We start from the raw sequence: 18,632 nt of genomic DNA, 5'->3' as shown, positions 1-18,632 counted from the left end.
CCGCGCCGACGGGGGGAGGTGTCCGGTGAGCATCGTGCCCACCGAGGGGCCGGAGGCCGCCGTCCTGCTCCCGCACTGGTTGTCGGAGGAGGACCGCGAGCTGCTGGCCGTGGTCGTCCGCGCCGCCGTGGAGGAGCCCGGCGTGCACCCGGTCGCCGCCGTCCACCTCGCCGACGTCCTGACCGAGCTGCACGTCGCCGCCGCCCGCGACGCGGTGTGGCCCGGTCCCGCCGCCCGCGTGCGCCGCGTGACCGGCTGGGCCGACGACGTCCTGCCCGTGCGGCTCTCGGCCGCGGAGCTCGACAGCGTCCTCGGCCTGGCCGCCCTGCCGGCCGCCCTGCGCGCGACCCTGGGCGGTCGCCGCCCGTGACACGCGGTCGCCCCTCGTCCGGTCTCCTGCACCGGCTCCGCCCGGCGCCGGTCGCCGTCGACGACGTCCGCGCCGCCGCCGACGCCGTGCTGCCGGGCCTGGCCACCGGCCGGCTGCGCGCCGCCGTGCTCGCCGACCCCGCCCGCGGTCCGGTGCTGGTCCTCGCCGAGGACGAGCGCCGCGTGCGCGTGCCCCTGCACGACCTCGCCGAGGACATGACCGACGCCGGCGTGGCCCCCACCGAGGACGGTGTGGCCGCCGCGCTCACCGCCTTCGTCGCCGCCCGCCCGGTCAGCGACGCCGCCGCGGCCGGCACCGGGGTCGCCGTCCTCGACTGGACCGGCCCGGCGCAGACCGCGGTCGGCTGGCGGGTCGTCGTCCGCCGCGGGGACCGCACGGTCGCCTGGACGCCCTCGGACCTGGCCGACGCCGCCGTCGTGACCCGCACCCGGACCGCCGCCACCGCCCGCGCCGCCGAGGCCGGGGGAGTGCTGCGGGTCGAGGGACCGGTGGCGCTGTGGTCGCACCCCGGCGCCCCGATGCTCGCCTCGGCCGCGCTGGCCGCGCCGGAGCAGTTGCTCGGCCGGATCGCCGAGGCGGGGCTGCGTCTGAGCGAGCCGCACGTCGTCGTCACGCCGCTGCGGCCGCTGGCCTGCGCCTCGGCCGCGGTGTCCGCGCGGCTCGGCGAGACCGGGGAGGCCTGCGTGCGCCTGCCCTGGACCGCGCTGCCCACCCTCCGCTGGCTGTAGACGAAGGACCCCCTGCCCCCCACCGCTCGCAGGCTCGCGGCGGGCCCCTGCAGGGGGCCGTCAGAGGAAGTGGCCGAACTCCCAGTGCCACGGCTCGGGCTTCTCGCCGCCGGGCCGCGCCCAGTCGGGGTTGACGAAGCCGAACTGCCCGGCGTGCTCGGTCATCCACGTCCACTGCGGCGTGCCCGCGACGTTGATCCCGCCGCAGAGGTCGACCGCCAGCGCCCAGCCGTGGTTCGACGTCCCGGGCACCGCGGCCAGCGCGGGCTTGCGGCGGAACGCGTCGGCCTGCGCGGCCATCGACCGGTAGGAGTCGGTGATGCACAGCGGGCTGCCGAACGCCGCCGCGTAGGCGCGGCCCAGCGCGGCGTAGCCGGCCGCGGCGTCGCAGCGCAGGGCGTGGCCGCGGGCGACCGGGCACAGCGCCTCGGCCGGGATGCGGCCGTTGGACCAGCCACCCCAGGCGGGGCTGACCGGGCCGGCCGGCGCCGGGAGGGCACCGCAGGCACCCCGACCCGACGCCGAGGGCGGCAGCGGTGCGTTCGGCGTCGCCGGGGCGGGCAGGGTCACCCGCACCGCGCGGGCGTCACCGGGCAGCGGGCGGACGCCGACCTGGTAGGTCGCCGCCGAGGCGCCCACGACCTGGCCCTCGCCGACGTAGAGGGCGACGTCGGCGCCGCCGTCGGAGACGACGAGGTCACCGACCTGCAGCTGCGAGGCGGGCACGACCGCGGCCGCCGCCCACTGCCCCGCCGCGGTGGCGGGCAGGTCGTAGCCGGCGAGCAGCCAGGCCGAGGCGGTCAGCCCGCCGCAGTCGAAGGCGTCCGGGCCGGTGGCGCCGGCGGAGTACGGGCGGCCCAGCCGCGACAGGGCGCTGCTCACCGCGGCGACGGTCTCGGCGGGCAGCACGGTGACCGGCCGGTTGCCGACCACGGCCCACGCCACGCCCGGCACCGGCTGACCGGCGGCGTCGAGGGCGGGGGAGAAGCCGTCGGGCAGCGAGGCGGGGTCGGCCAGCGCGGCGGCCGGTGGCGGCTCGATGCCGGCGGAGGCCAGCTCGGCGAGAGAGGCCTGCCAGCGCTGCAGCGCGGCGGTGTTGCGCTCCTGCTGCGCGCCGGCGGCCGGCACGGTGTCCAGCGCGGCCAGCTGCGCGGCGACGGCGGGGCCGAGGGCGTCCACGGTGTCGCGGACGCCGGCCAGGACGGTGCGGGCCTGCGCGGCCGCGGCGTCGACGGCGTCCTGCGCGGCGGTCACCCGCTCGGCGGCGACCCGGGCGGCGGCCGTGGCGCGCTCGGCGCGGACCACGGCGGCCTCCCGCTCGCCGGCGGCACGGTCGGCCAGGGCCTGCGCGTACAGCACGTCCGGCGCGGTGCCCGGCGTGGTGGCCTCCAGGCCGAGGACCGGCATCCGGCCGACGGCGGAGGCGCGGTAGAGGTCGGCGGCGGCCGAGCCCACGGTGACCTGCTCGGCGGCGACGGCGTCCCGCGCGGCCCGCTCGGCCTCGACGGCCGCCTGCAGCTCGGCCCGGCGCGCGGTGACCTCCGCCTGCAGCCGGCGGTAGGCGTCGGCGTCCTGCAGCAGCGTGCTGCGCGCGGCCAGGGCCAGGCTCGCCGGGTCGGCGGCCACGGTGGCCGAGCCGGGGGCCGAGGTGGCCGGGGCGAGCAGGACGGTGAGGACCGGCACGAGCAGCGTGGCCAGGCCGACGACGAGCAGCCGGGTGCGCCACGGGCCGCGCTCGCGCGGCGTCCGGACGGCGGGCCGGCGGCGGGCGGCCTTCCTGCGCTTCTTGGCCGGGGTCTTCCGGCGCGGGGCGGCCGGGCGCGGACCGGAGGCGCCGGCCCGGGCGGCCAGCAGCGCGCGCAGCGCCTCGGCCTCGCGGGCGGTGAGCTCCCGCCGCGGGGGTGCGGACGTGCGTGGTGCAGGCACGGCGGGTCCCCCGGGGCGTCTCGATCGGCGTGGCCGCGCTCCGTCGTGGAGCGCTCGCCGTGAGATCGACCGTCCGGGGGACCCGGAGGAGGGACGGGAGGGTGGGTCTCACCCCTGCGGGGGAGGGGATGCGCCCACCCGGGGGACGCGCCCCGGTGCAGTTCCGCGGAGGTGCACGGTGCACGTCCGCGGAGATGCGCGGGAGGGTCAGCGGTCGGGCGGCCACCAGGCGCCGTGCCGCGCCACGAGCGGGATGCGGTGCTCCACGCCGTCCTCGGTGGACACCACCAGCTCGACGGCGGTGATCGGCACCGGCCGGTCGTCGTCGTCGCGCAGCAGCCGCCCGGTGGCCAGCGGGATCGGGGGCAGGACCAGCAGGTCCTCGCCGGACGGCTCGCTGCCCATGGCCGCCCGGGTCAGCGCTCGGCGAGCGGGACGAAGGCCCGCTCGGTCTCGCCGGTGTAGACCTGCCGCGGCCGGCCGATCTTCGTCGTCGGGTCGGCGATCATCTCCCGCCACTGCGCGATCCACCCGGGCAGCCGGCCCAGCGCGAACAGCACGGTGAACATCCGGACCGGGAAGCCCATCGCCCGGTAGATCAGCCCGGTGTAGAAGTCGACGTTCGGGTAGAGCTTGCGCTCGACGAAGTAGTCGTCGGACAGCGCGATCTCCTCGAGCTGGCGGGCGAGGTCGAGCAGCTCGTTGTCCCCGCCCAGCTTGTCGAGGACCGTGTCGGCGGTCTGCTTCACGATCGCCGCGCGCGGGTCGTAGTTCTTGTAGACCCGGTGGCCGAAGCCCATGAGCTTGACGCCGGGCTCCTTCTTCTTGACCCGCTCGACGAACCGGCCGATGTCGCCGCCGTCGCGCTGGATCGACTCGAGCATCTCCAGCACCGCCTGGTTGGCCCCGCCGTGCAGCGGGCCGAACAGGGCGTTGATGCCGGCCGAGACCGAGGCGAACAGGTTGGCGTGCGAGGAGCCGACCAGCCGCACGGTCGACGTCGAGCAGTTCTGCTCGTGGTCGGCGTGCAGGACGAAGAGCATGTCCAGCGCTGAGGCCAGGTCGGGGTCGACCTCGTAGGGCTCGGCGGGCAGGCCGAAGGTCATCCGCAGGAAGTTCTCGACCAGGCCGAGGGAGTTGTCCGGGTAGAGGAACGGCTGGCCGACCGACTTCTTGTACGCGTACGCCGCGATCGTGGGCAGCTTGGCCAGCAGCCGGACGGTGGAGATCTCCACGTGCTCGGGGTCGAAGGGGTCCAGCGAGTCCTGGTAGAAGGTCGACAGCGCGCTGACCGCCGAGGACAGCACCGGCATGGGGTGCGCGTCGCGCGGGAAGCCCTGGAAGAACTGCCTGAGGTCCTCGTGCAGCAGGGTGTGCCGGCGCAGCTTCTCGTCGAAGGCGCCCAGCTGGTCGGCGGTGGGCAGCTCGCCGTAGATGAGCAGGTAGGTGACCTCGAGGAAGCTGGCCTTCCCGGCGAGGGCGTCGATCGGGTAGCCGCGGTAGCGCAGGATCCCGGCGTCACCGTCGATGTAGGTGATCGTCGAGGTGCACGACGCGGTGTTCACGAAACCGACGTCGAGGGCGACCTGCCCCGTCGTCGCGAGGAGCTTGGAGACGTCGAGCCCGGAGGACCCCTCCGTCGCCGGGACCGTGCGCAGCGGGAGCTCACCCCCCGGGTGGCGGAGGGATACCTCGGGGGTGCTGGCTGTCTCGGTCATGGTGCCCCGACGCTACTGGCGTCGGGCGACCACGACGACAGGGACCGTCCCCGCTCCGGGGTGGGCCGGGCGCCCTGCCCACCCCGGGACGGTCACGGGTGGGTCATCGAGAGGACGTCGAGGGCCTCGTCGAGCTGGGCCTCGGTGAGCTTGCCCTGGTCGACGTAGCCCCGCTCGAGCACGACCTGGCGGATCGTCTTCTGCTCGGCCAGCGACTGCTTGGCGACCTTCGCGGCCTCCTCGTAGCCGATGTACTTGTTCAGCGGCGTCACGATCGACGGCGAGGACTCCGCGTAGGTCCGGCACTGCTCGACGTTGGCCACGATCCCGTCGACGCAGCGGTCGGCCAGGATCCGGCTGACGTTGGCCAGCAGCCGGATCGACTCGAGCACGTTGCGGGCCATGAGCGGCAGGGTCACGTTGAGCTCGAAGACGCCGGTGGTGCCGGCGTAGGTGACCGCGGCGTCGTTGCCGATGACCTGGGCGGCCACCTGGATGGTCGCCTCCGGGATCACCGGGTTCACCTTGCCGGGCATGATCGAGCTGCCCGGCTGCAGGTCGGGGAGCTGGATCTCGCCGAGGCCGGTGCGGGGGCCCGAGCCCATCCAGCGCAGGTCGTTGGCGATCTTCACCAGGCCGACGGCGATCGTCTTCAGCTGGCCGGAGGCCTCGACGAGCGAGTCGCGGGAGCTCTGCGCCTCGAAGTGGTCGCGCGCCTCGGTGAGCGGCAGGTCCAGTTCGGTGGCGAGCTTGTCGATGATCGCGGCGGCGAACCCGGGCGGGGTGTTGATGCCGGTGCCCACGGCCGTGCCGCCCAGCGGCAGCTCGCCGATCCGAGGCAGCGAGGCCTCCAGCCGCTCCACGCCGTAGCGCACGGCCGCGGCGTACCCGCCGAACTCCTGGCCGAGGGTGACCGGGGTGGCGTCCATGAGGTGGGTGCGGCCGCTCTTGACGACCTCGGCGAACTCGGTGGCCTTGCGCGACAGCGAGGCCTCCAGGTGCCGCAGCGCCGGGACGAGGTCGCGCACGATCGCGCGGGTGGCCGCCACGTGGATGGCGGAGGGGAACACGTCGTTGGACGACTGCGAGGCGTTGACGTGGTCGTTCGGGTGCACCGGCGTGCCCGACGCCTCGGTGGCGAGGGTGGCGATGACCTCGTTGGTGTTCATGTTGCTCGACGTCCCGGAGCCGGTCTGGAAGACGTCGATGGGGAAGTGCTCGTCCCACGTGCCGGAGGCGACGTCGGCGGCGGCGTCGGCGATGGCCTGCGCGACGTCGCCGTCGAGGACACCGAGGTCGGCGTTGACGCGTGCCGCGGCGCCCTTGATGGCGGCCAGGGCGGCGATGAGCTCGCGCTCGATGGGGGTGCCGGAGATCGGGAAGTTCTCGACGGCGCGCTGGGTCTGGGCCCGCCACTTGGCCCACGCGGGCACGCGGACCTCCCCCATGGAGTCGTGCTCGATGCGATGGTCCTGCTCGGTGGCCACGCTGGCTCCCGTGTGGTGTCGGTGGGATCGGTGCTGCACGCGTGACCCTAGGACCCGGTGGGACGGGTCCCCGCCGCAGGACCGGTCGCGGCGCCCCGCTCCCGGCCTCCGCGGCACCTACGGTGCGGCGACCGCCCCGGTCCGAGGAGGCCCCGTGACCCACCCGTACGCCCCCGACGCCCACGGCACGGTGCCCGGCACCGTGTTCGTCGGCGGCTGGACGCCGTGGGGGACCTGGGACCCCGCCGCGGGCCGCCCCGTCGCCGTCCCCGCACCGCCTGCGGCGGCTCCCGCGCCGTCGCGGGTGCTGCCCGCCGCGCTGCTGGCCGGTGGCGTGGTCCTGGGCCTGCTGCTCGCCGCCGTCGTGGGCGCGCTCGTCCTCCGCGGTGCCGCCGACGACGTCGGCCGCGCGGCCGGCGAGGCGATGGGCGCCTCGATGGGCGACGCCTTCTACGGCGGCGTCACCGAGGGGTACTACGGCGGCAGCGGGGGAGTGGTCGGCCCGGTCGAGCAGTCCGAGCCCGTGCCGCCCGGCGAGCTCGGGCCCGACCCGGTCCTCGACGGCTACGCGCAGGGCTGCTTCGACGGCGACCTGCAGTCCTGCGACGACCTGTTCGTGGAGTCGCCGCCGCTGTCGCAGTACGAGGAGTACGCCACCACCTGCGGCGGCCGGGTGAAGGCCTGGACGGTGCCGTACTGCACCGACCTGGACTAGCCGCTCGCGCTCGCGCCCGCGTCCCAGTCGCGTCCAAGTGAGGGTGCAGTGGCCCGGGCACGGTGGGCGCATCCGACCGCGGGAGCGGTGCCGGCGGTGGGGCGGGACGGAGCCGTCCCGTGACCAGCCGGTGCTGGTCGTCCCCTCCCGCCCGACCTAGCCTGACCAGCGCAGACACGTGAACCGAGGAGCCCGCACCATGTCCCAGCCGCCGTATCCGCCGCCGCAGGGCGGCAACGACCCGCAGGGCGAGCAGCCCGGGCAGCAGGGCTGGGGGCAGTCCGACGACCCGACGCACCAGTTCGGGCAGCCGGCCCCGCCGACCTCGCAGTTCCAGCCGGGCCAGTACGGCCAGCCGGGCGATCGCGACCAGACCGCGCCGATCGCCCAGCCCGACCAGCAGTACGGCCAGCAGTACGGGCAGCAGGGCTACGACCCGACGCAGCAGTTCCCGCAGCAGCCCCCCTACGGCCAGCCCGGCTACGACCCGAACCAGCAGTACGGGCAGCAGTACGGCCAGCAGCCGTACGGGCAGCAGCCGTACGGGCAGCCGGGGTACGACCCGAACCAGCAGTACGGGCAGCAGTACGGCCAGCCCTACGGGCAGCCCGGCTACGGCCAGCCCGGGTACGGCCAGCCGCCGCAGAAGGGCAGCAAGAAGAACGTCGTCATCGCCTCGGTGATCGCCGGCGTGCTGCTGCTCGCGGCCGCGGCCGTGGGGCTGTTCTTCCTGCTGCGGGACGACAGCGGCTCGACGATCGCCGACCCGACGCGCACCACCACCTCCTCCTCGGCGAGCTCGTCGTCCTCGAGCCCGTCCTCGTCGTCGAGCTCGTCGAGCAGCTCCTCCTCGTCGTCGACGTCGTCCGGAGGCGGTGGCGGTGGCGGTGCCGGGTCGACCTCGGCGCCGGTGCCGCCGCAGGGTCTCGGCGAGGACCCGAACGGGACCTACCAGCCGCTGGCCGAGGCGTGCTTCGCGGGTGACTTCTCCGCCTGCGACGACCTCTGGATCGCCACGCCGGTGGACTCCCCCTACGAGGACTACGCGGGTACGTGCGCCGGGCGGCTGAGCTACGAGTCCAACGGGTGCGTGGAGCGGCTCGGTGAGGGGACCCCGCCGCCGGCGTCCGACCCGGTGCCGCCGCAGGGCCTCGGTGAGGACCCGAACGGGGAGTACCAGCCGCTGGCCGACGGCTGCTTCGCCGGTGACTTCGCCGCCTGCGACGACCTGTGGGGCGCCTCGCCGTCGGACTCGCTGTGGGAGCAGTACGCCGGCACCTGCGCCGGCCGGGTGACCTACGAGGTGGCCAACTGCGAGGGCCGGCTCGGCTGACGTCGGCACCGCAGACGCACGACGGCCCCGGGGCGCTCGCCCCGGGGCCGTCCTGCGTCCACGGCCCGCCTGCAGGGTCCCGCCGCGAGCGTGCGAGTGGCGGGGGGCAGGCGGGTCCTCACCCCTCGTCGTCGGAGCGGTCGAAGGGCACCGCGGAGTAGGCGCGCAGCTTCTCCAGCGAGTGCAGGCTGTCGATCGAGCGGATCGTGCCCGACCGCGAGCGCATGACCAGCGACTGCGTCGTGCAGCCGCCGGCGCGGTACTGCACGCCGCGCAGCAGCTCGCCGTCGGTGATGCCGGTGGCGACGAAGAAGACGTCGCCGCGGACGAGGTCGTCGATGGAGAGCACGCGGTCGAGGTCGTGGCCGGCGTCGACCGCCTTCTGCCGCTCCTCGTCGTCCTTGGGCCACAGCCGGCCCTGCAGCGCACCGCCCATGCACTTGAGCGCGCAGGCGGCGATGATCCCCTCCGGCGTGCCGCCGATGCCGAGCAGCAGGTCGACGCCGGTGCCCTCGCGGGCCGCGGCGATCGCGCCGGCGACGTCGCCGTCGGAGATGAACTTGATCCGCGCACCGGCCTCGCGGACCTCGTGCACCAGCTGCTCGTGGCGCGGGCGGTCGAGGATGCAGACGGTGACGTCCTCCACCCGGCTGTGCTTGGCCTTGGCCACCCGGCGGATGTTCTCGGCCACCGGGACGGTGATGTCGACGACGTCGGCGGCGGCCGGCCCGGTGGCGATCTTCTCCATGTAGAACACCGCCGACGGGTCGTACATGGCACCGCGGTCGGCCACGGCCATGACCGCGATGGCGTTGGGCATGCCCTTGGCCATCAGCGTGGTGCCGTCGATGGGGTCGACGGCGACGTCGCACTCGGGGCCGTAGCCGTCGCCGACCTGTTCGCCGTTGTAGAGCATCGGCGCCTGGTCCTTCTCGCCCTCGCCGATGACGACGACGCCGCGCATGCTCACCGTGCCGATCAGCGCGCGCATGGCGTCGACCGCGGCGCCGTCGCCGCCGTTCTTGTCCCCGCGGCCGACCCAGCGGCCGGCGGCCATCGCGGCGGCCTCGGTGACGCGGACCAGCTCGAGGGCGAGGTTGCGGTCGGGAGCCGGGCGGTCGGTGCGGAAGGTGCTCGCGCGGGGGGTCGGGGGCACGGGGCCGTCGGGCACGGGAAGCGTCACGGGACCTCCAACATCGGCACCGTTGCCGGTGGCCACCGTCCGCCGCTCCGGTCCCCGGAGCCGGTCGGGCGTGCGGGGGCCGCGGATGCGGGGCAGCGGGGTTCTGGATCGGTGGTGTGATCCTAGGGGCATGACCACTTCCGGCCCGTCGGGCCAGCAGGCCCCCGAGGAGCAGCCGCCGCCGGCCCCCACCGCCGTCGAGCGGGCCAACCGGATGAGCGCGGCGAACATGATCCGCTCGCTGCTGCCGCTGGTGGTCATCTGCCTGCTCGTCGTCGGCTGGGGCGCCTTCCGGCAGGGCGGCACCGACCCGGTGCGCCCGATCGACCCCACCAGCAGCGTCCGGCTGGCCACCGAGCGGGCGTCCTACCCGGTCGAGGTGCCGGCGGGGTTGCCCGACGGCTACCGGCCCACCAGCGCCCGCACCGACGCCCCCGACGTCGCCGAGGGGGCTCCGGTCACCCTGGAGATCGGCTACGTGACCCCGTCGGACGAGTACGCGCGGTTCCTCGTCACCGACGACGCCGACGCCGAGCGGCTGACCGCCGTGCTCGACGGCGCGCAGGACGACGGCAGCGTCGACCTCGGCGGGCGCACCTGGACGCGGCTGACCAGCGAGCGCGGCGAGACGGTGCTCACCCGGGAGGACGGCGACGTCACCACCCTGGTCACCGGCTCGGCGGACGACGCCGAGCTGCAGACCGTCGCCGCGGCGGTCGCCCCGGTGTCCGAGCCGAGCTGAGCCTCAGCCCTGCTGGTCGCCGGGGGCGGCCGCGGCCAGGCGCTCGCGGGCGCGGTCGAGCCAGTGCTGGCACAGCTGGGCCAGCTGCTCGCCGCGCTCCCACAGGGTCAGCGACTCCTCGAGGGTGAGCCCTCCGGCCTCGAGCCGGCGGACCACGTCGGCCAGCTCCTCGCGGGCCTGCTCGTAGGTCTGCGTCGGCTGCTCGGGTGCGTCGCTGCTCACGGGGTCCCATCCTGCCGGTCGACGCGCACCGGCAGCCGGCCACCCGCGACCCGCACCGACAACTGCTCGTCGTCGGCCACCTCGCCGGGGTCGCGCACCAGGGCGCCGTCGGCCCGCTGCACCAGCGCGTAGCCCCGCTGCAGCGTCGCCTGCGGGGAGAGCGCGGTGACCCGCGCGCGGGCGTGGTCGAGGTCGCGCTCGGCGGTCTCGACGCGGTGGGTGAGCGTGCGGCGGGCGCGGTCGCGCAGGGCGACGACGTCGTCGGCCCGGCCGTGCAGCAGCCGCTCGGGGTCGGCCAGCACCGGCCGGCTGCGGACGCCCTCCAGCCACCGCTCGGACTGCTCGATCCGCGTGGTGAGCAGGTGCCGGGCGCGGGCGCGCAGGCCGTCGACCAGCCGCCGCTGCTCGCCGATCTCGGGCACCACCCGGTGGGCGGCGTCGGTGGGGGTGGCCGCCCGGACGTCGGCGACGTGGTCGACCAGCGTGGTGTCGGTCTCGTGGCCGACGGCGGTGACCACCGGGGTGCGGCAGGCGGCGATGGCGCGCACCAGGCCCTCGTCGGAGAAGGGCAGCAGGTCCTCGACCGAGCCGCCGCCGCGGGCGATGACGATCACCTCGACCTCGGGGTCGCGGTCGAGCCGCTGCAGGCCGTCGATGACCGACGCGGCGGCGTTCACGCCCTGGACCAGGCTGTGGTGGACGGCGAAGCGCACCGCCGGCCAGCGCCGCCGGGCGGTGACGAGGACGTCGCGCTCGGCGGCGGAGTCCTTGCCGGTGACCAGGCCGACGACGGCGGGGGCGAAGGGCAGCGGGCGCTTGCGGGCGGCGTCGAAGAGCCCCTCGGCGCCCAGCAGCCGGCGGATCCGCTCGATGCGGGCGAGCAGCTCGCCGAGGCCGACGGCGCGGATCTCGGTGGCGCGCAGCGAGAAGGAGCCGCGGGCGATGTAGTAGTCCGGCCGCGCCCGCACGATCACACGGGCGCCCTCGGTGAGCTCGAGGCCGGGCCGGTCGGCGACGTCGCGGGCGCAGGTGACCGGCACCGAGAGGTCGGCGGCGGGGTCGCGCAGGGTGAGGAACACCGTCGCGGCGCCCCGGCGGGAGAGCTGGGCGACCTGCCCCTCGACCCACACCTCGCCGAGCCGGCCGATCCACTCGGCGACCTTGCGGGCCACCGTGCGCACCGGCCACGGCGCCTCGGGGGAGGAGGGGGCGGTCATGCGTCCGAGCCTGCCAGGCAGCTCCGATGGCAGCGGCCCGGGTCCCCGACGGGGACCCGGGCCGCTGTGGTGGCGTCCTACTGGCCGCGGGGCTGCAGCGGGCTGGTGTCGGCGGCCTGCTGCTCGAGCTTCTCCAGCCGGTTGCGCAGCATGGTGAGGAACGGCGCCCGGGCCCGGGTGGCCTCCTCGTAGGCGAGCAGGTCGGCGACCGTGGCCAGCTGGTAGCCGCGCAGCCGGCCGCGGAGCTGGGCGATGGTGAAGGCGTCGTAGCCGTCGATCGGCGCCGCCCCGGCGGCCTGCGAGCCGGACAGCTCGCTGCCGCCCTCGGGGTCGTCGGTGGGCGCGGCCGACTGCTCGCCGACGGCGTCCACGGCGGCCCCCTCGGCGATCGCCGCGTCCTCCTCGGCGGTGCCGGTCTCCCCGACGTCGGTGCGCACGCCGGTGGCCGCCGCGACGGTCGTGCCGCCCTCGTCGGTGGCCTCCGCGGTGGTGTCCGGAGTGGTGTCGGCGGCCGGCACCGGCTCGACGACGTCGGTGGCCGCGCCGCTGTCCTCGCCCGGGCCGGACCCGGCGCCGGTCTCCTCGTCGACGCGCGCGTGCTCGTCGGTGACGACGTCGCTGCCCGCACCCGTGGCGGTGCCCTCGGTGGTGCCCTCGGTGGTGCCCTCGCCGGTGTCCGTGCCGCCGTCCTCGGGGGCGACGACGCCCTCGTCGGTGACGGTGCCCTCGACCGTGGTCACCTGGCCGTCGGGGGTGATGACGTCGACCTCGGTGGCGGCGTCCTCGGCCGGGGCCGCGGCGGCCTCCGCGTCCTCGCCGAGCACGCCCGCGTCCGGGGCGGTGCCGGTGCCGGCGTCGTCGGCCAGGCCGATGTCGGTGTCGGCGACGCCGGAGTCGGCGGCGTCGGGGACGGTCGTGTCGTCGCTGCCCACGTCGGGCGCGCCGGCCAGCTCACCGACCGGGGAGCCGCCCGGGTCGCTGGCGGCGGGGGCGTCGGTGCCCTCGGCCTCGAGCAGCGCGCTCTCCAGGGCGTCCTCGGCGGTCAGCGCGGAGTCGGCGGCCTCCAGCGCGGACTCGGCCTCCTCGGCGCCCAGGACGAGGTCGGTGACGTCCTCGACCGCGGCCACGACCGAGGCGGGCGACGGGTCCTGCGGCAGCCCGGCGAGCTCGTCGTCGACCAGGCCGGCGGCGTCGGTGTCGACGTCGACCTCCATGACGTCGACCTCGGCGGCCGCGATCCCGGCACGGCCGTCGGCGTCGTCCAGGGCGGCGGCGGTGTCCTCGACCTCGGCCACGACCGCGTCGTCGCCGAGGCCGTCACCGACGGTGTCGACGTCGGGGGCGCGGTCGAAGGCGGAGTTGTGCAGCACGTCGATCGGCTGCGCCACGAGGGGCGTACCGGCGGCGGCCTCGTCCTCGTCGTCGTCGAAGGTGGCCAGACCGGGCTCCCGGTCGCCGCGCAGGCCGGTGAGGACCTCGTCGCCGCGGGCGACCAGTCCCGACCACTGCTGCTGGAACTTCATCGCCGTCTGCAGCGCCAGGCCGACGAGGCGCACGGGCAGTCCCGGCAGCGTGGAGGGCAGCCGGCGGGCCTCGTCCAGGACGGTGGCGGCCAGGCCGGCGGCGGCGCGGATCGGCTCGGGGATCTCACGGGACATGGCCCCAGCCTGCCGCAGGGCCCGCCGAACGGCATCGCGGCCCCGGCGGCTGCCACCCGGTCGGGCGGCGGATCCCGCGGGCGGCGTGTCGAGCGTCTCGTCGGGAGCCCGGCAGCCGGCGGCGCGCCACCTACGATGGGTGCATGGCTGATCAGCGCGGACGGGTCCTGCTGGCCGATCCCCGGGGCTACTGCGCCGGTGTCGACCGGGCGGTGGTCGCCGTCGAGCGGGCGCTGGAGATCCACGGAGCGCCCGTCTACGTCCGCAAGCAGATCGTCCACAACAAGCACGTCGTCGCCACCCTCGAGCGGCGCGGCGCGGTGTTCGTCGACGAGACCGACGAGGTGCCCGAGGGCGCCGTCGTCGTCTTCTCCGCCCACGGCGTCTCGCCGGCGGTGCACGAGGAGGCCCGTGCGCGCTCGCTGCGGACGATCGACGCGACCTGCCCGCTGGTGAGCAAGGTGCACCAGGAGGCCAAGCGGTTCGCCAAGGACGACTACGACATCCTCCTCATCGGCCACCGCGGCCACGAGGAGGTCGAGGGCACCTCGGGCGAGGCGCCGGAGCACATCCAGCTCGTCGACGGCGCCGACGACGTCGCGAACGTCCAGGTCCGCGACCCCGAGCGGGTGGTCTGGCTGTCCCAGACGACGCTGTCGGTCGACGAGACGCTGGCGACGGTCGACGCACTGCGCACCCGCTTCCCCGGCCTGCAGTCCCCGCCCAGCGACGACATCTGCTACGCCACGCAGAACCGCCAGCAGGCGGTCAAGCAGATGGCCGGCGAGTGCGACCTGGTGATCGTGGTCGGCTCGACCAACTCGTCGAACTCGGTGCGGCTGGTGGAGGTGGCACTGGAGGCCGGCGCCCGCGCCGCGCAGCTGGTCGACTACGCCGCCGAGATCGACCCGGCGTGGCTGGAGGGCGTGGGCACCGTCGGCGTCACCAGCGGCGCGTCGGTGCCCGAGGTGCTGGTCAGCGAGGTCCTCGACTGGCTGGCCGAGCGCGGCTACGCCGACGTCGGCACGGTGAAGGCCGCCGAGGAGCGCCTGGTCTTCGCGCTCCCGCACGAGCTGCGTCCCGGCCGCGCCGCCCGCTGACCCCCCGCTGACGCGAACGAGCCCCCTCCCGGCCGGGAGGGGGCTCGTTCGCGTCCGGGGGACCTCAGCGCCGGGCGGCCCAGCGGACGATCGCCAGCACCAGGGCCACGCCGGTGGCGACGGCCATCGTGGGGAAGCCGCGGATGAGGACGGTCGCCAGCGTCGGCAGGGTGAAGGAGGCCGACGGGGCGAGGCCGATGTTGACCAGCGCGACCGCCACGAACACCAGCGGCGGGGAGACGACGACGGTGAGCAGGTCGCGGCGGCGGACCAGCAGCGTGCCGACGGCGGTGGCCGCGACCAGCGTGACGAGGGTCAGCGTGCCGAGGCCGACGCCGAGGAACGAGTCGATCGCGCCACCGGCGAGGGTGATGACGAAGACGCCGAGGACGGCGAGCACGCCGCGCAGCCGGCTGCCGGCGGCGGGCTGGGGGGCGGCCCGCTCGGCCGCGCGGCCGGCCGGTCGCCCGCCGCGGGGACGGGCGGGTGCGGCGGCCTCCCCGCGCTCGGCGAGCGGGTGGACGCCGGGGTAGGGGGTGCGTGCTTGGGCGGGACGCGCGGAGGGGCGGGCCTCGGCGGGGCGCCCGTAGGCGCTGCCGGCCCCGTACCCGGAGCCGTGCCCGGCGCTGCGACCGGTGCCGCCACCGCCGGAACGGCGCGGCGGGGGCGGGGGCACCGGCGGGAGGCCCATGCGCATCGAGCGGTCCGGGCCGGTGGCGTCGGGCCGCGCCGCCCGCGGGACGGCGTAGGGGCGCTGGCCGCCCACTCCGCTGTCCCGCCAGGTGTCGGCTGTGCTCGCCGAGGCCATGGCGTACCTCCCCGTCCGGGCGCTCCGGCCCGATCCGAGCCGCTGTCGGTCCTCACGGTAGCGACGGAGGTGTCTCCTGCGGGTGACTTCGCGGTTCCGACTCGCGACAGGTCGCCGTGTCGATTTGGCAACTCTGGGTGAGCCGCGGGACGGGTGTGACGGACGTGCCCCGCGGGCCGGGCGGGACCGCCGCCCGCTGCGGTCAGCCGCCGTCGGTGAGCCGCCAGCGCAGCGGGGCGTCGTCGCCGTCGGGCAGCTGCGGCGGCTCCTCGCCGGCCGGTCGCAACTGGCGGACCACCGCCTCGACCGGCTCGGGGGTGGGCACCGGCGTCTCGCCGACCCCGAGGTCGTCGAAGCGGCGGGCGGCGGCGAGCACCGAGCGCTCGTAGGAGCCGACCGTCTCGTTGTAGCGGGTCAGCGTGGAGCCCAGCGCGGAGCCCAGGCGGGTGAGGTGGCCCGACAGCGTGGTCAGGCGCGCGTGCAGCCGGCGGCCGACCTCGATGACCTGGTCGGCGTCGCGGGCCAGCCGCTCCTGCCGCCAGGAGTGCGCGACGGTGCGCAGGAGGGCGAGCAGCGTGCTGGGCGTGGCGATGACGACGTCGCGGCCGAAGCCGTACTCCAGCAGCGCCGGCTCGGCCTCCAGTGCGGTGGTGAGGAAGCCGTCGGAGGGGACGAACAGGACGGTGAACGGCGCCGCCGGACGGAACGCGGTGGGGTAGCGGCGGGCGGCCAGCTGGTCGACGTGGGTGCGCAGCTGCCGGGCGTGCGCGGCGACCCGCTGGTCGCGAACGGCCTGGTCGGTGGCCTGCACCGCCTCGATGTAGCCCGTGAAGGGCACCTTGGCGTCGACGACGACCTGCCGGCCGTCGGAGAGGGTGACGACGAGGTCGGGCCGCACGCCGGCGCCCTCGTCGTTGACCGACGACGGCTGCTCGACGAAGTCGCAGTGCTCGAGCAGGCCGGCCACCTCGACCACCCGGCGCAGCTGCACCTCGCCCCAGCGGCCGCGGACGTGCGGCGTGCGCAGCGCGGTGACCAGCGCCGCGGTCTCCTGGCGCAGCAGCGCGCTGGTCTGCCCGACGGTGCCCATCTGCTCGCGCAGCTCGCCGTGGGCGGTGGCGCGGTCGCGCTCGATGCCGGCGAGCAGTCGGTGCAGGTGGTCCAGCGACTCGTGCAGCGGCTCGAGCCCCTCGTCGGTCGGGCGGCGCCGCGCCAGCAGCGCCACCACCCCGAGGGTCACGGCCGCCCCCAGCAGCACCCCGAGGAGCAGGCCGAGCAGGAGGGAAGCGGCGTCCACCAGAGCAGGGTGCAGCACGCCACCGACAACCGGTGGCAGCGACGCAGACTCAGGCGGGGACCGGGGCGTGCTGGGCCTCGTGGTCGAGCAGCCAGCGCTTGACCGGCGTGCCCCAGCGGAAGCCGCCGAGCCCGCCGTCGGAGCCGAGCACCCGGTGGCAGGGGACGAACAGCGCGGCGGCGTTGCGGGCGCAGGCGTTGGCCGCCGCGCGCACCGCCGAGGGCCGCCCGCAGCGGGCCGCGAACTCGGTGTAGGTGTCCGGCTGCCCGGCGGGAACGGTCCGCAGCACCTCCCAGGCGTCCTCGAGGAACGGCCCGGAGCGCTGCCGCACCGGGACGGCGTCGATGGCGCCGATCTCACCGGCGGCGTGCGCCTCGACGACGTCGAGGACCGGCAGGCGCTCCGCCCGCTCGACCCAGGTGGGCCGCAGCGCGCGGTGCACGACGGGCAGCAGCTCGGAGACGTCGTCGGTCCACCCGGCAGCGAGGACGAGGTCGCCGCCGTCGGGTCCGGGGGTGACGACGACGGTGAACGGGCCCGGGGGCGTGGCCACGGTGGCGAAACGGGCGGACGGGGTCATGACGCACTCCGATCGAGGGGGGAGCGGGTGAACAGTGTGGGCGCGGCGAGCGCCCAGAGGTGCATCGCCGCGTACGAGCGCCACGGGCGCCAGCGGGTGGCGGCCTCGGCGTCGGAGCTGCCCAGCGACGCCAGCGCGCGGCGCAGCGCCAGGTCACCGGGCAGCCACACGTCGGGGTCGCCGAGGCCGCGCATGACCACGAGCGACGCCGTCCACGGGCCGATGCCGGGCAGCGCCAGCAGGTCGCGGGCGGCGGCCTCGCGGTCGCACCCGGGGTCGAGCACCACCCGGCCCTCGGCCAGGGCGGCGGCCAGCCCGCCGAGCGTGCGGCGGCGGGCGCCGGTCAGTCCGACGGCGGACAGCTCGGCCTCGGCCAGCGCCTCCGGCCGCGGGAAGGCGTGGGTGAGGGTGCCGACCGGCTCGGCCAGCGGCGTCCCCGCGAGCGGGAGGAGCCGCGCGGTCAGCGTGCGGGTGCCGGCCACCGACACCTGCTGGCCGAGCACCGCGCGGACCGCCGACTCGGGGCCGTCGGGCGAGGCGGGCACCCGGCGGCCGGGGGCGCCGGCCACCAGCGGCGCGAGCGCGGGGTCGGCGCCGAGGACGTCGTCGACGGCGGCCGGGTCGGCGTCGAGGTCGAGCAGTCGCCGACAGCGGGGGACGGCGGCCCGCAGGTCGCGCAGGTCGGTGAGCAGCAGCCGGGCGGTGACCGCGGGGCCGCCGTCGGGCGCGGGGGAGAGGCGGACGACGCCGGGGCCGGCGGGCAGGTCGAGCACCCGTGAGAACGTCGTCCCGTCCCACTCCTCGAGGCCGGGCACGGCGTGTGCGCCGAGGAAGTGCAGCACCTCGGCGGCGTCGAACGGGGCGCGGGCGGCCAGCCGCAGGGTCAGCCAGCCCGGCGTGCCGCCGTCGCTCCCCGGCCGGCGGCGGCGCAGCTCCGACGGCGTGCAGGCGAACACCTCGCGCACGGTGTCGTTGAACTGCCGGATGCTGGCGAACCCGGCGGCGAAGGCGACGTCGGCCATCGGCAGGTCCGTGGTCTCGATGAGCACGCGGGCGGTCTGGGCGCGCTGGGCGCGGGCGACGGCGAGCGGGCCGACGCCGAGCTCGCCGACGAGCAGGCGGTGCACCTGCCGCTCGGAGTAACCCAGCCGCGCGGCCAGCCCGGGGACACCGGAGCGCTCGACCTCGCCGTCGGCGATCAGCCGCATGGCGCGGGCGACGACGTCGGCGCGCACGTCCCACTCCGGGGACCCCGGGACGGCGTCGGGACGGCAGCGGCGGCAGGCGCGGTAGCCCGCGGCCTGGGCGCCGGCGGCACTGCCGAAGAAGGAGACGTTGGCCGCGGCCGGCGTCCGCGCCGGGCACGAGGGACGGCAGTAGATCCCGGTCGTGCGGACCGCGGTGAAGAACCAGCCGTCGAAGCGGGCGTCGCGGCTGGCAACCGCGCGGTAGCAGCGTTCGACGTCGAGCGAGGTGAGCACGTCCCGAGCATGGCACCGCCCGCGCGCCCCGACTGGCGGTTTCCGG

The 18,632-nt window shown here is 76.4% G+C and carries 18 protein-coding genes; 6 read left to right on the top strand and 12 right to left on the bottom strand.

Translation table 11 applies throughout. From position 1 onward, the window contains the following. The first annotated feature begins 25 nt into the window (after positions 1–25). Complete coding sequence (locus tag FN207_RS07055) at positions 26–370, top strand: hypothetical protein (protein WP_142457605.1); 345 nt, start codon at positions 26–28, stop codon at positions 368–370. Continuing rightward, positions 367–1,119 carry a hypothetical protein gene (locus tag FN207_RS07050; protein ID WP_142457604.1) on the top strand — a complete coding sequence of 251 codons (753 nt, stop codon included), beginning with the start codon at positions 367–369 and terminating at the stop codon, positions 1,117–1,119. Before FN207_RS07055 ends, FN207_RS07050 begins: the two co-directional genes overlap by 4 nt. A gap of 60 nt (positions 1,120–1,179) precedes the next feature. Here the strand turns inward: FN207_RS07050 and FN207_RS07045 are convergent, their stop codons facing one another. The 4 genes from FN207_RS07045 to FN207_RS07030 form a co-directional block, all read right to left on the bottom strand. Continuing rightward, a complete protein-coding gene (locus tag FN207_RS07045; protein WP_246065837.1) occupies positions 1,180–3,045 on the bottom strand; it encodes an NlpC/P60 family protein in 1,866 nt (621 codons plus the stop codon). Between the two features lie 207 nt (positions 3,046–3,252). Further along, positions 3,253–3,450, bottom strand: a complete 198-nt coding sequence (locus FN207_RS07040; RefSeq protein WP_142457603.1) for a hypothetical protein — start codon at positions 3,448–3,450, stop codon at positions 3,253–3,255. Positions 3,451–3,461: 11 nt separating this feature from the next. Next, positions 3,462–4,763 (bottom strand): citrate synthase, encoded by a 1,302-nt coding sequence (locus tag FN207_RS07035; RefSeq protein WP_142457602.1) that lies wholly within the window; start codon positions 4,761–4,763, stop codon positions 3,462–3,464. A 92-nt stretch (positions 4,764–4,855) separates the two neighbouring features. Beyond that, positions 4,856–6,250, bottom strand: a complete 1,395-nt coding sequence (locus tag FN207_RS07030; protein ID WP_142457601.1) for a class II fumarate hydratase — start codon at positions 6,248–6,250, stop codon at positions 4,856–4,858. 154 nt (positions 6,251–6,404) lie between these two features. Between FN207_RS07030 and FN207_RS07025 the strand changes: the two genes are divergently transcribed. Both FN207_RS07025 and FN207_RS07020 read left to right on the top strand, forming a co-directional pair. Then, positions 6,405–6,965, top strand: coding sequence for a hypothetical protein (locus tag FN207_RS07025; protein WP_142457600.1), 561 nt, complete (start codon positions 6,405–6,407; stop codon positions 6,963–6,965). Positions 6,966–7,164: 199 nt separating this feature from the next. Beyond that, a complete protein-coding gene (locus FN207_RS07020) occupies positions 7,165–8,298 on the top strand; it encodes a hypothetical protein (RefSeq protein ID WP_142457599.1) in 1,134 nt (377 codons plus the stop codon). Positions 8,299–8,416: 118 nt separating this feature from the next. On the opposite strand, the gene glpX is transcribed toward FN207_RS07020, so the two are convergent. Next, positions 8,417–9,481, bottom strand: coding sequence for a class II fructose-bisphosphatase (gene glpX / locus FN207_RS07015; RefSeq protein ID WP_221888081.1), 1,065 nt, complete (start codon positions 9,479–9,481; stop codon positions 8,417–8,419). 130 nt (positions 9,482–9,611) lie between these two features. Here glpX and FN207_RS07010 point away from each other — a divergent pair, with 130 nt between their 5' ends. Continuing rightward, the gene (locus FN207_RS07010) at positions 9,612–10,223 is read left to right on the top strand and encodes a DUF4245 domain-containing protein (protein WP_142457598.1); all 612 of its coding nucleotides are present in this window, start codon (positions 9,612–9,614) and stop codon (positions 10,221–10,223) included. Between the two features lie 3 nt (positions 10,224–10,226). Here FN207_RS07010 and FN207_RS07005 read toward each other — a convergent pair whose 3' ends face one another. The 3 genes from FN207_RS07005 to FN207_RS26185 form a co-directional block, all read right to left on the bottom strand. Continuing rightward, positions 10,227–10,445: an exodeoxyribonuclease VII small subunit gene (locus FN207_RS07005; protein WP_142457597.1), complete on the bottom strand. Its 219-nt coding sequence runs from the start codon at positions 10,443–10,445 to the stop codon at positions 10,227–10,229. Next, a complete protein-coding gene (gene xseA / locus FN207_RS07000) occupies positions 10,442–11,662 on the bottom strand; it encodes an exodeoxyribonuclease VII large subunit (protein ID WP_142457596.1) in 1,221 nt (406 codons plus the stop codon). The genes FN207_RS07005 and xseA overlap by 4 nt, the downstream gene beginning before the upstream one ends. 77 nt (positions 11,663–11,739) lie before the next feature. Beyond that, positions 11,740–13,320: a hypothetical protein gene (locus tag FN207_RS26185; RefSeq protein WP_185938224.1), complete on the bottom strand. Its 1,581-nt coding sequence runs from the start codon at positions 13,318–13,320 to the stop codon at positions 11,740–11,742. Between the two features lie 143 nt (positions 13,321–13,463). Between FN207_RS26185 and FN207_RS06990 the strand changes: the two genes are divergently transcribed. Continuing rightward, positions 13,464–14,420 carry a 4-hydroxy-3-methylbut-2-enyl diphosphate reductase gene (locus FN207_RS06990; RefSeq protein ID WP_142457595.1) on the top strand — a complete coding sequence of 319 codons (957 nt, stop codon included), beginning with the start codon at positions 13,464–13,466 and terminating at the stop codon, positions 14,418–14,420. Positions 14,421–14,484: 64 nt separating this feature from the next. Here FN207_RS06990 and FN207_RS06985 read toward each other — a convergent pair whose 3' ends face one another. The 4 genes from FN207_RS06985 to FN207_RS06970 all read right to left on the bottom strand — a co-directional run bounded on the left by FN207_RS06985 (position 14,485) and on the right by FN207_RS06970 (position 18,586). After that, complete coding sequence (locus FN207_RS06985; protein WP_142457594.1) at positions 14,485–15,228, bottom strand: DUF6542 domain-containing protein; 744 nt, start codon at positions 15,226–15,228, stop codon at positions 14,485–14,487. A 202-nt stretch (positions 15,229–15,430) separates the two neighbouring features. After that, positions 15,431–16,525 carry a DNA recombination protein RmuC gene (locus FN207_RS06980; RefSeq protein WP_142457593.1) on the bottom strand — a complete coding sequence of 365 codons (1,095 nt, stop codon included), beginning with the start codon at positions 16,523–16,525 and terminating at the stop codon, positions 15,431–15,433. Positions 16,526–16,574: 49 nt separating this feature from the next. Then, the gene (locus FN207_RS06975) at positions 16,575–17,105 is read right to left on the bottom strand and encodes a methylated-DNA--[protein]-cysteine S-methyltransferase (protein WP_142457592.1); all 531 of its coding nucleotides are present in this window, start codon (positions 17,103–17,105) and stop codon (positions 16,575–16,577) included. Next, positions 17,102–18,586: an AlkA N-terminal domain-containing protein gene (locus FN207_RS06970; protein ID WP_142457591.1), complete on the bottom strand. Its 1,485-nt coding sequence runs from the start codon at positions 18,584–18,586 to the stop codon at positions 17,102–17,104. The genes FN207_RS06975 and FN207_RS06970 overlap by 4 nt, the downstream gene beginning before the upstream one ends. Positions 18,587–18,632: the final 46 nt, after the last annotated feature.

The sequence above is a fragment of the Geodermatophilus aquaeductus genome, assembly GCF_900182545.1.
GTDB lineage: Bacteria > Actinomycetota > Actinomycetes > Mycobacteriales > Geodermatophilaceae > Geodermatophilus > Geodermatophilus aquaeductus.
This window is presented reverse-complemented; position numbering and strand designations above follow the sequence as displayed.